At 55.3% G+C, this 14406-nt stretch carries 11 protein-coding genes; 5 read left to right on the forward strand and 6 right to left on the reverse strand.

Translation table 11 applies throughout. The features are described from left to right. Positions 1–118: 118 nt before the first annotated feature. Together ACO0LO_RS01430 and ACO0LO_RS01435 are read left to right on the forward strand one after the other, a co-directional pair. Positions 119–799, forward strand: coding sequence for a winged helix-turn-helix domain-containing protein (locus ACO0LO_RS01430; protein ID WP_422962404.1), 681 nt, complete (start codon positions 119–121; stop codon positions 797–799). Beyond that, entirely contained in the window at positions 792–2150 is a 1359-nt protein-coding gene (locus ACO0LO_RS01435; RefSeq protein WP_422962405.1) for a sensor histidine kinase, read from the forward strand. Before ACO0LO_RS01430 ends, ACO0LO_RS01435 begins: the two co-directional genes overlap by 8 nt. Before the next feature lie 60 nt (positions 2151–2210). Here ACO0LO_RS01435 and ACO0LO_RS01440 read toward each other — a convergent pair whose 3' ends face one another. Further along, positions 2211–3524: an ATP-binding protein gene (locus ACO0LO_RS01440; RefSeq protein WP_422962406.1), complete on the reverse strand. Its 1314-nt coding sequence runs from the start codon at positions 3522–3524 to the stop codon at positions 2211–2213. Beyond that, complete coding sequence (locus tag ACO0LO_RS01445; protein ID WP_422962407.1) at positions 3521–4183, reverse strand: response regulator; 663 nt, start codon at positions 4181–4183, stop codon at positions 3521–3523. The genes ACO0LO_RS01440 and ACO0LO_RS01445 overlap by 4 nt, the downstream gene beginning before the upstream one ends. Before the next feature lie 479 nt (positions 4184–4662). Here ACO0LO_RS01445 and ACO0LO_RS01450 point away from each other — a divergent pair, with 479 nt between their 5' ends. The 3 genes from ACO0LO_RS01450 (at position 4663) to ACO0LO_RS01460 (ending at position 7603) form a co-directional block, all read left to right on the forward strand. Then, on the forward strand, positions 4663–6540 hold the full coding sequence (locus ACO0LO_RS01450; RefSeq protein WP_422962408.1) for a TonB-dependent receptor: 1878 nt from the start codon (positions 4663–4665) through the stop codon (positions 6538–6540). Further along, on the forward strand, positions 6446–6799 hold the full coding sequence (locus ACO0LO_RS01455; RefSeq protein WP_422962409.1) for a hypothetical protein: 354 nt from the start codon (positions 6446–6448) through the stop codon (positions 6797–6799). The genes ACO0LO_RS01450 and ACO0LO_RS01455 overlap by 95 nt, the downstream gene beginning before the upstream one ends. 87 nt (positions 6800–6886) lie before the next feature. Further along, on the forward strand, positions 6887–7603 hold the full coding sequence (locus ACO0LO_RS01460) for an acid phosphatase (protein ID WP_422962410.1): 717 nt from the start codon (positions 6887–6889) through the stop codon (positions 7601–7603). A gap of 80 nt (positions 7604–7683) precedes the next feature. Here the strand turns inward: ACO0LO_RS01460 and ACO0LO_RS01465 are convergent, their stop codons facing one another. Genes ACO0LO_RS01465 through ACO0LO_RS01480 form a run of 4 tightly spaced genes read right to left on the reverse strand, consistent with a single transcriptional unit; the run spans position 7684 to position 14268 of the window. After that, on the reverse strand, positions 7684–8739 hold the full coding sequence (locus ACO0LO_RS01465; RefSeq protein WP_422962411.1) for a YncE family protein: 1056 nt from the start codon (positions 8737–8739) through the stop codon (positions 7684–7686). A gap of 8 nt (positions 8740–8747) precedes the next feature. After that, the gene (locus tag ACO0LO_RS01470) at positions 8748–11795 is read right to left on the reverse strand and encodes an efflux RND transporter permease subunit (RefSeq protein ID WP_422962412.1); all 3048 of its coding nucleotides are present in this window, start codon (positions 11793–11795) and stop codon (positions 8748–8750) included. Beyond that, positions 11792–12871: an efflux RND transporter periplasmic adaptor subunit gene (locus ACO0LO_RS01475; RefSeq protein WP_422962413.1), complete on the reverse strand. Its 1080-nt coding sequence runs from the start codon at positions 12869–12871 to the stop codon at positions 11792–11794. Before ACO0LO_RS01475 ends, ACO0LO_RS01470 begins: the two co-directional genes overlap by 4 nt. Beyond that, a complete protein-coding gene (locus ACO0LO_RS01480; protein WP_422962414.1) occupies positions 12868–14268 on the reverse strand; it encodes a TolC family protein in 1401 nt (466 codons plus the stop codon). Before ACO0LO_RS01480 ends, ACO0LO_RS01475 begins: the two co-directional genes overlap by 4 nt. Positions 14269–14406: the final 138 nt, after the last annotated feature.

Below are 14406 nucleotides of genomic sequence, written 5' to 3' on the forward strand. Positions count from 1 at the left end.
CAACAAGAATATTGCATGTTGATCAAGCCGGGGTTACCATTTCGGCAGACAGGCTCCACTTGGGCAAAATGCCAAGCCAACTGCAATCGCCAGCCACGTCATTGAAGGGGATAACGCCATGAAGCTTTTGATTGTCGAAGACAATGAACGCGTTGCCCTCTTCCTGAAGAAGGGCTTGAAGGAAGCGGGCCATACCGCCGACCACGCCGCCAATGGCCGCGACGGCATGTTCCTGGCAGCGAGCGAGCCGTATGATGCCATCGTCATGGATCGCATGTTACCCGGTGGTATCGACGGTTTGGCGATTATCGAGACCCTGCGTAAAACCGGCAACAAAACACCCATCCTTATACTGAGCGCACTGTCCGACGTGGATGACAGGATCCGGGGCCTGAAAAGCGGCGGCGATGATTACCTGACCAAGCCGTTTGCCTTCGGTGAAATGCTGGCCCGCCTGGATGCCCTGCTTCGCCGGTCACAGGACAGCCACGCAGAAACCGCCTTGGCCCTGGAGGACCTGAATATGGACCTTCTCACACACAAGGTGACCCGCGGCGGCAAGCAGATTTCACTACAGCCGCGCGAATTCAAATTGCTGGAATACCTGATGCGCCACGCCAATCAGGTGGTAACCAGGACGATGCTGCTGGAAAACGTGTGGGATTATCATTTCGATCCGCAGACAAACGTCGTCGATGTCCATGTCAGCAAGCTGCGCCAGAAGATTGATGCAGGAAGCGATCGCCCCTTGTTGAAGACAATCCGCAACGCCGGTTATATGTTGACTGCAAATGCCTAGCGCCTTCAGATTTTCTGCCCTCACCGTTTCACTCAGCTACGTCCTCGTTAGCCTGGTGGTGCTGGTCGCGTTTGCGACACCGCTATGGTTTTCCTGGCGCGAAACGGTGGAAGAAGGCAGGATAGCCTTTCTCCAGGCCGACTCGCAACGGCTGCTTAATGTCTTTCAGCGACACGGAAGGGAAACGCTGGCAAGCGCGATCGACATACAGGTTGGCACACAACCTGCGGGCGCTGAAAAAATCGTGCTGCTTGCGGATGCTTCGTTCAAGAAAATTACCGGCAACCTGCCTTATTGGCCGAGCGAGATTCCTGCAAAGCCCGGCGTCTATACGCTGTCCATCAATACCGCAGACAAACCGCTCCGCATTGCAGTGTTGCATACGGCCCTGCCCGATGGTTCGCATCTGTTGATTGCGAATGATGTCACCAGGTACAGGTCGCTGGAAAACCTGTTCCTCTATGGGCTGATAGGAGCGGCAAGCATTGTCGTCCTCCTGGGAACGGCCGGTGGCCTGCTGATACGGCGCATCCTGCTATCAAAAGTAAACGATATCAGCCAGGCGGCATTTGCCATCATGAATGGCAACCTGACCCACCGCCTCCCGGCATACGGCGGCGACAGCGAGCTAAACACGCTGATCGAAACGGAAAATCGCATGCTGGACCAGATTGAATACCTGGTGGATGGGATACGCAATGTCTCCAATTCTATCGCCCACGACTTGCGCACGCCCTTGGCGGAACTGCGTTCCCGCCTGGAGGAACTGTCCCTGACGCGGCCCGGGCCGGATCAAACCTTCTTTGAGATTGAAGGCGCCACGGCTGACGTTGACAAGGTCATCGCCATTTTTAATGCGCTGCTCAGGCTGGCAGAAATCGATAGCGGCTCGCGCCGCGCCGGTTTCGTCGAAATCGATGTCAGCCGGATCGCCGACGAAGCAGTGGAATTTTACCTTCCTGTGGCGGAGCTCAGGAACATCAGGCTCCAGTTCCTGTCTCACGGTCCGCTCCCGCTGGCGGGAGACCCGCTGCTGATTGCGCAGGCAATTGGAAACCTGATCGATAACGCACTGAAGTTCGTCAGCGAAAACGGCAGCATTTCAGTCGACGCCGGTAAACACTCTGACGGCACGCTGGAACTCAGCGTTTCGGATGACGGCCCCGGCATACCGGATGCAGAGAAGGAAAAAGTCCTGGAAAGGTTCTACCGCAGGGATGCCAGCCGTGGCACACCGGGGGCGGGACTGGGGCTCAGCCTGGTGGCGGCAGTCGCCAAGCTGCATGGCGGCAGGCTCCGGCTGGAAGACAGCCAGCCTGGATTGAAAGCGACCTTGTACTTCGGGCCCTAGCCTTTTTGGTCCTGCAAGTCTGAAATGCTTTTGCTGCTGTACGGGCGAGGCTCATTGAGTTCATTTAAACAAAATGCTGAACGTCAATCCGGTTCCGCCGACGCCGGCGCCGGGCAAGATAGAAAACATTGCGTGGTGTCGATCCAGTATATCCTTGACGATGGCCAGCCCCAGACCGCTGCCGGATTCACGCGTTCCCTCACCCCGGTAAAAACGGTCAAAGATCCGGGTCCTGTCTTTTTCTGGAATGCCGGCGCCGGAATCAAGCACTTCAAGGCGTGGTCCCTCCGGCGTGAAGCTGACGGTGACATCGACCCGGCCGTCGCGCGGCGTATAGCGGATCGCATTGTCAACCAGATTCCCCAGCATGATGTGCATGGACTCCCGGTTCCCATTAATGTAGACATCCTCGTCCGGCGCCTCAACGCCCAGGTCAATGCATTTTTGTTCAGCAAGGAATGCATGGTCAGACACTACGCTCCTTGCAAGCTCTTGCAGGTTGAGTTTCTCACGCCCCACGTGCTCCGATACCGCACCCTGCCGCGCCAGCGTAAGCAACTGCTGTACCAGATGGATTGCGCGGTTCAGGCGCTCGTGTAGCCTTGCGATGCTTTGTTGCCGCTCAAAGTCGTTATCCGCTTTTTCCACAAGTTGCAACTGCAGCTTCAGTGCGGCAAGCGGCGTACGCAATTCATGCGCGGCGTCCGCGACAAACATTTTCTGGGACTGCATTGCATGATCCAGGCGCTTGAAGAGATCGTTAATGGCGAGAACGATGGGAGTCAGCTCCGGCGCATAACCGGCTATGCTGAGTTCATTCAGCATATCTGCCGACCGCTCATCCAGGTTGGATGCCAGATGGCTCAATGTCTGCAAACTTTTCCCCACCAGCAGCCAGATCAGTACTCCCAGGATAGGTATCAGTGCAAAAAAAGGAATCAGTGAACGCAGTGCGAGACTGATCTCTATTTTTTCCCGATCAAGAATCAACTGGCCGACCTGGACAATTTGATGCTCGTTTTCTTCGCTATACACTTTCCAGCGCTGGCCGCCAACTTCCACTTCAAAAAAACCGCGGCCGTCATATCGGGGTAAATTTTTTTGTGCGTTGGAGGTAAACACCAGTTCCCTCTGTTGATTCCAGACCTGCACAACGATTTTCTTTCCGGGGTGAGTGTCAGGCGTCTCGCTCTTCTGGTGCACCATGTTTGCCGGAAAGGAGCGCACAATCTGCTTCAACTGGTAATCGAACAATTCGTTCGTTTCATGGCGCATCTTGAGATAAGTGGCAAAACCCGCCACCGAGATTGCCAGCACAAGGCCGGCCAGCAGGCCAACCAGCAATTGCCGGCGGATAGTCTTTGCTGCCTTCATGATTTATTCGCCACCTTATAACCGACACCACGCACGTTTTTGATAAAATCCTGCCCCAGCTTTTTTCGCAAGGAATGGATATACACTTCGATGGTATTACTACCGATTTCTTCATTCCAGCCGTAGATCTTTTCTTCAAGCCTGGCCCTGGACAGGACCTTGCCCGGCTCATCAAGCAAGGCACGCATCAACTTGAATTCGTAGACAGACAGGCGGAGCGGATTTCCGTTGAACTTTGCTTCATGTGATGAGACATTCAGACTAAGGCCGCTATGAGTTATCTCCTGGCTTTCGATGACCATTGACCTGCGCAAGAGCGCCCTCAGTCTGGCAAAAAGCTCATCCAGATCAAACGGCTTGATGAGATAATCGTCGGCTCCGGTATCCAGGCCTTTTATTCTGTCAAAAGTGGAATCACGGGCAGTAATGATCATGACCGCGGCCTTGCCCTTCGCATCGCGGTAGATGCGCAGTATTTCCAGCCCCTGCTTTTTAGGGAGCCCAAGATCCAGCAGCATCAGGTGGTAGCTATTCCTTACAATCAGCTCTTCCGCCTCCAAGCCGTCACGCGCCCAGTCGACCTGATACTTCTCCTTCTTCAATCCTTGTTCCAGGCTCTCGCCTATCATCTGATCGTCTTCGATCAATAGCAATTGCATGTAATTTTCTTTTCTCTCAACAGGTATAGCAAGCTGCGACGGCAATCGGCATCGAGGAGATCGCGCAGCATCATCTCCGCGGCTCAATTTCCTTCCCAGTCGCGGACGGCGTTTTTTATCTCCAAGCCCTTCTTTCCCCTCTGGACGCAAGCCCCACAGATTGAGACATATTTTCTTACGTTGAAAATTAATATTCCCTTAATTTTCAGCAAAAACAACACTGTTTTTGCCAATATTTTCATGTCTTTTTGCTGTCATAAATGCTCCATAAGATGCGTCGGACTCAATAGGGCATGACTCGCAAATGTATAACGACGATTGGACATATTTGCCGAAGATACAAGCCTACGGCCAACTCGATGACAGCCCGCGCCAGATTTGCAGTTTTATTTTAATTATTTTTATCAATGAGAAAGCAGTTCATGAAGATTCCGAAACTTAAGCCAATGACCATGCACATCCTGGGCGCAGTCGCCTGTATGTCTCTCGCAACCCCGGCGATTTCCTTTGCAGAGGAGTTAGCCGAAACAGCCGCTGGCGACGCCGGCACTGTAGTGATAGCCGGCACCAAGGTTGCAGAAGCGTCAAAAGCAGCTGTGTCGCAAGGTTCGCTTAGCGCCCGTTCAGCACAATCTGAAGTCAGCGACGAATTTGTCCGCAATTTTACCGCTCCTACCGCAGATTTCAGCCAGATTATCCAGATGGCGCCGGCGATGTACAGCTACAGCCCCAACGGCCCGGGCCTTGGTGATACCAAGACTTTTTTCCGCGGCTTCGCCGACGGCGACTACTCCATCCTGTTCGATGGCATTCCCTTCCAGGACACGAATAGCCCCAGCCATCACTCGTGGGCATTTTTCCCAGCACCTTTCCTGGGCGGTGCAGTCATCGACAGAAGCCCAGGCTCCGCAGCCACGATAGGGCCCGCCAACTTCGGCGGCTCCATCAACCTGCTTTCGCGTAATCTGGAACAGCAAAAACGCATCACCGCAACCGGCTCTACCGGTTCCTGGAATACCACACTAGTCGGCGTAGAGTACGAATCAGGACAGTTTGGCCAGGACGGAGCATCGAACCTGCTGTTCAACGCCCACGAAATGAAATCGGACGGCTACCAGACGCTGAACAAGCAGCAAAGGGATGCATTCTCCGCAAAATATCAATACGCTTTTTCCGCCGATACGGTACTGACCTTGTTCGGTTCGTATATCACCGTGCACGCCAATACGCCCAACATCAAAGGTGCGACACGTAGCGACATCGCCAAGTTCGGCGACAACTACCTGCTGAGCAGCGATCCGACAAAAGCGAACTTCTACGGCTACAATTTCTACCATGTGAATACGGATTTCGAATACGCGGGGCTGACTTCAAATCTCGACAACGGCTGGAAGCTGGACGACAAAGCCTATACCTACTACTACCATAACCAGCAGAATTATCCTGGAACTACCGTACCGACCTCAACGGCCAACAACACCGCAAATAATAGCGGCACGGATAAGCTGAACGGCTACCGCACCTACGGCAACATACTGAGGCTGAGCCAGGAATCGGCAATGGGCATATTGCGCACGGGCCTGTGGTCGGAAATCGCAGACACCAACCGCTATCAGATTCCTTCCAATCCGCTGACCTGGGTTGACTCGGTATTGCCGAACTTCCACGAAACATTCAAGACAACCCTGCTGCAACCGTTTGTCGAATACGAATTCAATCTTGGCAGCAACCTGAAGATTACGCCAGGCCTCAAATACTCCTCCTACAAGCAGGACCTGACCCAATTCGCGGATAACGGCAAAACCGTGGGCAGTCTGAACGGTGCGGCCAGCGTGGGCCATGTGGCGAACTACCATGCCGTGCTGCCTTCCATCGATGTGCACTACATGCTGCAGCCGAACTGGTCTGCGTATGCCCAGTTCGCAACCGGCGATGAAATCCCGCCTTCAAATGTATTCGACGTCAAGAATGCGAATGTCACGGTCTTGCCGTCTGCGATCAAGAGCAAGACTTTCCAGATCGGCACCGTATGGAAATCGGACCAGTTCACACTTGATGTCGATGCCTACCACATCAAGTTCGACAACGCCTATTCATCTACGACAGATACCGCCGGCGACACGAGCTTCTTTGCCAACGGCAGCTCCGTCACACAAGGTATAGAGGCGGAAAGCACCATCATGCTGGGCCGTGGATTCGATTTATATGTCAATGGAACTTATGGCAGCGCCAAATACTCTTCATCGGGACAGTGGGTCCAGAATGCACCCAAGCGACACAGAAACACTGGGACTGAATTACAAGCAAGGCGGCCTGAACGTCGGCTGGTTTACCAAGCGTGTGGGCAAGATGTATAACGACAATGGCGCAACGCACGAGGCCATCACTATTGATCCGTTCATCATCTCCAACCTGTTCGTCAACTATTCGATACCGAACCCATCCGCTTTCATTAAAAATTCCAAGATCCAACTGGGAATCAACAACCTTTTTGACAAGCACAATATTGTCGGCGTCACACCAGCCGGCAAAACCACCTCCGTGCCAGCCGCCGGCGATCAGTTGGTGCTGTTGCCGGAACGCAGCTTCTCATTATCGGTGACACTGGATTTCTAAACGCCCTGTCCTGCAGTCAGCCACAGTGCTGCGTCTGCCGCCACAAGCGCAGGCGCAGCCTTTTTTATTCCCCTCATCGAGATATTAATGAAAAAAATTTACAGCTTGCTGTTGACCGCGGTATGCGGCGTGAGCATTGCATTTGCCCCTCTGTCACATGCAAAAGAAGGAAAGCCTTTCCCGGTCAGCAAAGATTTTGACCTGATCAAACTGCTTCCTCCGCCTCCACCGGTGGACTCTGCAAAAAACAAGGAAGAACTTGCCGAAGTTCTGACCCTGCAAGTCACACGTACACCGGAGATGACGGCGCGCGCGCAAGCGGACGCGGAAGAAAGTGTATGGAGATTCGCCGGCGTCGTCGGACCAGATTTCAAACCAGAAAAGCTACCCAGGCTGAACGCTTTCTTTATCCGTGTACTGGCTTCGGAAGGCCCCCAGACCGACCCGGCCAAGGAGTTCTGGAAACATCCGCGCCCGCATCAATACAGCGACCTGGTCAAACCGGTCGTCAAACTATCAAAATCATATTCCTATCCATCAGGACACGCGACCGCCGGTACGATGGTGGGGATTTTATTGGCGAATATGCTGCCGGAAAAGCGCATGGAAATTGCCCAAAGGTCCGCCGACTATGCAAATAACCGCGTTATTGCCGGCATTCATTTTCGTTCCGATATCGATGCCGGCCGCATCGCCGGCACACTGATCATCGCCAATATGATGACAAATAGCGAGTTCAATGCCGAGTTTGAAGCTGCCAGGAAAGAATTAAGGGGCCAGATGGGCTTGCCGCTGGCGCCTTGAGTCTAGGCGCTTGAAAAACAGTGCCGCTTTGCGGCGACACCTTGAAAAATGTGCCGGGCCAACGCCCGGCACCGGCACGCTTATTGTGGGGCAACCGTTATCAAGGTAAAGGTTCCTGGTTTCAGTTTCGGCCGCTGTTCTGCACTTTTTTCGGCCGGCGTAACCGCCTCCGTCTGCGCAGCAACTAGGTATATGGTGTGGGATACAGGATCAAGCGCCATCGTTCTTGCCGTCGGCATGGTATTGACAACTTGCTTCACTTCGAACCCCTGTTTTTTTCCGGCGCCGATAATAGTCAATGTGCCGTCGCCGTTGGAGCTGAAAGCGAGCTTGCGCGCGGCATCATACACCGTCGCATCGCTTCCCTTGCCTATCGCGGGCGTTGCCAATATTTTTCCTGTATTTCCGTTCACGACAGCCATTTTTTCATTGTGGCAGCCGGCAAACAGGGTCTGGGTAGCCACATCGATGGAAAGGCCGGCGGGTTCGTCGCAGACGGCTGACAGATCGTATTTCTTCAACATCGCCATCTTTACCGTGTCAACCGCCACCAGCTGGTTCTTGTCCTCAATATTGACAAACAGCCTGCCCTTGCCATCCACCACCGTAAACTCGGGTTTCCCTCCCAGCTCTATGGTTCCGACCTGTTCCTGCTTGATGGGATCGATGACCGTCAGGTTCATGGAGTCTCCATTGGCGGAAAATACCCGCTTGCTGGCCGGATCATAGATGATCGCGTCCGGCTTTTTATCTGTAGGCACAGTTGCCAGAATCTTCAGCGTGGACAGTTCAAAAATAGTAATTGAATTATCCTTGCCGTTACTGGTAAATCCCATGTCGATCTGCGGCGCCAGCGCCACGCCGTGTACACCATTGGTGCCTGCAATGACAGCAGTGACCTTCTTGGCCGCAATATCGAAGACATCCACATGGTCACCCCGTGTAATGAACAGGCGTTTATGCTCAGCGTCGAACGTCAGGTAATCCCATTTGATATCGCCGTCCAGTATCTGGGTATCGGCAACGTGGTAGTTCAGGCCTGCCGCCATCGGGGCAGAGCTGCATAAAACGCCTGCCGCGAGCACAAGCGGCAGGGAAAAACGCAAGTGCGAACGATTTTTTATACGATCAAGCATAGATATCCTTAATAAGATTTTGGCGCTTTGTCGCGCATGAGGTAAAACAATACCGGCATGACCAGCAATACCAGTGGCAACTGGAAAATCAATCCGGAAATGATTGCAATTGCCAACGGCTGTTGCATCTCGGAGCCCTGCCCTATCGCAAACGCCAGGGGCAATAATGTCAGGATGGCAGCAATGGTGGTCATCGCAATGGGGCGCATGCGGTTGATACCCGCCTGGATTACCGCATGCAGCGCTTCCTCGTGGGCCGACAATTCCTGTTGTTCGGAAAAGTAAAAGATCGCAACCTCGGTCACCATGCCGATGATCATCGTCATTCCCATCATCGCCGAGATATTCAGTTCGGTATGCGTCAGCCACAAACCGATGAATACGGTGGATACCGCCAAGAGCGCCGTCACCAGGATGGAAATCGCCAGGCGGAAGCTTTCATACATGAAAAGCAGTAACAGGAACACCAGTGCACTAGCGGCTGCAAATACCGCCATCAGTCCCTTGAAAGCAATTTGCTGCTGCTCGTACAGCCCGCCAAGCTGATAGTAGCTTCCTTTGGGCAGCAGGTTTTTCTGTGTCATTGCCGTCTTGACGTCGGCAATCACAGAACCCAGATCCCTGCCGCTGATACGGCCGGTTACGGCGACCATCCGCTTCAGGTTTTCGCGTGCAATTTCGGGCTGCCCGCTGATCGCACTGACGCTGGCGACACGCTGCAGCGGGAAAGAATGCCCGTCCGGCGCACGGATCAGTAAAGCGGCTACATCACTGTCCGTACTACGCAGCGCATTCGGAATCCATACGCGCACACCGATAGACTTCACGGCGCCGGCGACCTGCGTCACGACGTTACCGGTCAGCGCATTCGAGAGGCTTTTGGTGATGCTATCGGCATCCATTCCTTCGGCCGCGGCCTTCACTGCATCAATATGGATGCTGAGTGCGTCGCCCGCCGGGTTGATGCCGTTCTTCACATCCACCACTCCGCTGATCTTTGCAATACTGCCGGCCACCTTGTCGGCGAGCGCATTCAGCTCCGAAGGATTGTCCGCAAACAGCTTGATTTCTATCGGCTGCGGCACCGCGGTCAAATCGCCTATCAGGTCCTCCATCAGCTGGGCCATCTCCACGCTCAAGCCCGGTACATTTTGTTCTACCCTTGTGCGGATATCGTTCATTACCTCATCAACCGGCCGCCGGGGAAGGGGTTTCAGCCTGACGAAAAAATCTCCGCTATTGGCTTCGCTAAGCCCGCCCCCCAGGCCCGTTCCCGTGCGCCGGGAATAGGTCTCCACGTCCGGCGTGGCCCGAATGATTTCTTCCATCTGGCGCACCAGGCGGTCGGTCTCCGTCATTGCCGTTCCGGGCTGGCTGCGGTAGTCGAGAACAAAACCGCCTTCATCCATAGAGGGCATGAACCCTGACCCGACCTGCTGGAATGCGAACCAGCCTGCCAGGACAAGCGGCAACACTCCTGCCAGAACCAGATAAGGCCGCGCCAGCAACACCTGCATCAGCCTGTCGTAGCGGACATGCAGCCATTTGACCAGCCGCGTTTCCACTTTGTGTTCCGCGTCCCCCGCATTCAGGAAGCGGTCTGCCAGCAAGGGAACCGCAAGCCAGGTGATCAGGAAAGAAATAAAAAGCGCTGCCGCCATGGTTAGCGACAAAGCCTTGAAGAAAGCGCCAGTAACGCCGGTGAGAAAAGCGAGAGGAACGAAAATGATCAGCGTGGACGCACTGGAGCCGGCCAAGGGGCGGAAAAATTCCAACGCGGCGCTCATGACGCGTTCATGCATGTCCCCCTTGTCATCTTGCAGCCTGCGAATGATATGCTCAATCATGACGATGGCATCATCAATGATCAGCCCTACGGCCGCAGCCATGCCGCCCAGCGTCATGATGTTAAAACTCATCCCCAGCACAAATAGCAGCACCACGGTGGTGGCCAGGACGGCAGGCACAACGATGATCGCAATCAGCGTCACCTTTATATTTCGTAAAAAAAACAGCAGCACCAGCGCCGATAGTGCAATCCCTATCATCACCGCATCCCGCACGCTGGAGGCCGATTGCAGCACCAGCTGGCTCTGGTCATACCAGTTGGCGATGGTGACGCCCGCAGGAAATTGAGAACCGTAGGTCTTTAATTTGTCCTTTATGTCGGCCGCGATCTGGACGCTGTTACTGCCCGGTTGCTGGTATACCGAGAAAAGTACTGCGTTCTTGCCGTCGGCAGTAACACGTGTCCATCCTGGCACCGTCGATTGTTCAACTTCAGCAATATCCGCGAGGCGGATGACTGCGCCGCCGGGGTTCTTGACGACGCTCTGCCTGATTTGCTGCAAGTTTTGAAGCCGGCTGTCCGCAATGTCAAGATACAGCTTGTAATGATCTTCCAAGCGGCCCACGGCGCTGATGATATTGGCGCTGCCTAATGCTTTTGCAACATCGTCAAAGCTCAGGTCCAGGGCCTTCAGCTTCAAGGGATTCACCGTGACGCGATATTCTTCTACCGCCCCGCCCAGTACCTGTACGCGCGAAACTCCGTCCACGCCCGATAACAGGGGTCGCAGCTGGTATTCAGCGAGGTCGCGCAGCTGTATCGGAGACAGCGTGGTCGTGGTGAGGCTGTAGGCGATGATGGGAAAGACCGTCGGATCCATCTGACGTGTCGAAACCTGGGTTCCCGCGGGCAGTTGTGCCAGGATTTGGGCCATTGCTGCATTGATCTGCAAGGTTGACGACGCCATGTCGCGGCCCCAGTCAAAGTTTACTGAGATTTCAGCCGATCCGCGACTGGTGGTGGAGCGCACCGTGCGCACGCCGGGCACCCGGCGCACGGCCTCCTCCACGGGGCGAGTCACCGCCATCTCCATCTGCTCGGCCGGCTGGTCCCCGGCATCCAATGCGATGACGGCGCGCGGGAAATCGACCGTGGGAAACAGGGATACCGGCAGCCGCAGCGCTGCAACGACGCCCGCCAGCGCGAGCATGGCCACAAGGAAAAGCAGCGAACGGCGATGCGACTGCGTCCAGGTCCTGGCGCTCATCGCGCGGCCTCCCGCACAGCCATGCCATCCACCAGCTCATAATTGCCGACCACCACCACCGGCAGCGTCGCATCCAGCGGGCCATCCACACCGAGAGTGGAGGACTGGTCCACCACGGTTTTTACGGCAACCTTGACTGCCTTGCCCTGGCGAACCTGGAAAAGATAGGGGCCTTTGTCATCCGTCAGCACCGCCTGCCGCGGGACCGACCACACAGTGTATCTCCCGAGCTGGACAAGGCCCTGGACATGCATGCCGGGAAGCAGAGAGAGCCCATTGCCGGGAGGGAGCTCGACAATGGCGTTCACCAGTTGCGATTTGGCATCCACCAGGCTTTGAATTTCTTTTATCTTTGCGACGACAGTTTTTGCCGGGTTTTGCACCGTCGAGATGGAAACCGGCGTGCCGGCCTTGATCAGCCGGCTTTGATCCGGCCCCACGCCGAACTGTATTCTCGAACTATCCACAGGCACCAGCTGCATTACCGGCGCTCCGGCGCCAATGCGGTCGCCCTGGGCAGCTGACAACGCGCTGACAACACCGTCGAATGGAGCCTTCGCTACGCCGGACGCGGAGTCCCCACCCAGCTTTTTTTGTGCAGCCAGATTCGACTCGGCATCCTGTCGCTGTTTTTTCGCGGCGTCCACCTGTGACTGCGTCGCCAATTGAAGGGCAAGCATCTCTTCGTTCCTGCGCAACTCATTCGCCGCCAGAGTCGCCGCGCTTAGCGCCTGCGTATAGGCTGCCTGCGAAGACGGGTCGCCGGCAATCGTCGCCAGAACATCTCCTCGGTGCACCTGCTGCCCTATCACGACGGCCATTTGCATGATCTGCCCTGCTTGCGGAAAGCCGACCGCCGTTGCCTTGCCCATCACGACATCCCCATAGACTGTCAGCGTGTTGTCGAGCTGCTGTCTGGCGACGGCTTTGGTCTGGACCAGAGCGCTAACCTCCTCCCCTTTGCCTTTCGGCGCTTCTGCGCCCGTGTCCTCACTTCCACGGGTCTTGAACCACCAGAAAGCGCCGGCAATGACTACTACCGCCAGCACACCCGAGACTATGGCTTTATATTTCATCGTTTTTCACTCTTGTCAGGATTCAGGACAGGCAGCTCGCCGCCAAGCAGTGCTTGCAATGCGACGCGCTGTTCCAGAATGGATTGCTGCAGGTTGATTTCTTCAATTTGTTTCGCCAGCAAGGCACCGGCTACGTTGGCATAAGCCAGCGAATCGACGTTGTTGGCGAGATGCGCAATTTCTGTGCGCCGGACAGCCAGCGACAGCGACTCTATTCCCATGCGTGTATCGGCCAGCTGACCTGCATTGATGCGCTGGTCGGCCAGAATTTTATGCACGTCGCTATCGGCAATATTGAGCCTTTGCTGGTAGTCATCGTAGAGCTTCTGGCGCGTTGCCTGTTCGACGGCAATATTCCCCCTGTTGCGATTCAGGATAGGCAAGGACAGTGTAAGGCCGACCGCATTTGAATAAACGTCGCTGGAATCGCGTGCCCGCGTCAGGCCGATGTTGAGGCTGGGGAACTGTGCCAGCAAAGCGGCGCGGTAACGCTGGTCCTGGGCGCTGTAGCCGGCCTCCAGCGCCATCAGATCGGGCCGCCTCTGCCGCAAGTTGCCCAGGGCCGCCAATATCCGTCGCTCGTCCAGTGCAGGCGGCATCGGCCCATCTTGCAGTTTGATATCCACGTTGGACTGTATGCCCAGCAGCAGGTGCAGGTCGTGCCTATTTTGATTCGCCTGGCGCTCCATGTCATTCAGCTGCCTCTTCACGTCCTGGAACGCAACGAGGTCAGGCGTGACGGCATCGCTGGTCAGCAGTCCCCTGCTCAATGCGGTCTGGGTTCTGAGCAGGCGGTCTGAAAAAAGAGCCAGGCTCTGCTGCAGAACATCCATTGTTTTCTGGCCCTGCACCATTTTGATATACAGCAACTGCGCCTGGGCGATCACTTGCCACTCCTGCCACAACAGGTTCAGGTCCGTTTTTTTTGCCTCAAATTCGGCGGCCGCAGAGGTTGAAGGCCGGGTCAGAAGAGAGCCGAAATCGAAACTCAGGCCGTAGCTGAAAGCCTTGGTAGCGCCGGGGCCGCCGGTATTGGAGAGATCATGGCTCAGTGCGAGCTGAGGATCAGGCAAGAGGCCTGTGGCAAAGGCCTGGGCGTGCGCGACGCCTGCATCATTCCGCGCGGCTTTCAAATCCGGATTATTTGTCACAGCCAGCATGGACAGCTCTGTCATATCCAACCCGTCCGACGGGTCGAAGCCGTGGCTCGTGCGTTCTGGGAAATGCAGCGAAGCGGCATCCACTGTCAGGCGCGGGATTGCGTCAAGCAATGTACTGGCCGAGGCCAGCGGTTTGGCCTGATAGGTCGAGCATGCCGCTACCGAGCAGCAAAGCATGGCGGCACTTGCGAGCCTGGCAGCCGCCGATCTCAGTTCTTTTTTCAGGTTTGCATTCACAAAACATGCCCATATCAGGAGAGTTGAAGGGCATATTACTGTTTCGATTCTTAACCGCCTCTTAAACCTGTGTAAAAGCGGGCCATGGCAACAATGACAGGGCCGCGCACGGTTAAGCTGTCTTTAAGTCTGGTGACT

The sequence above is a fragment of the Undibacterium sp. TJN25 genome (genome assembly GCF_049339885.1).
Classification (GTDB): Bacteria; Pseudomonadota; Gammaproteobacteria; order Burkholderiales; family Burkholderiaceae_D; genus Undibacterium.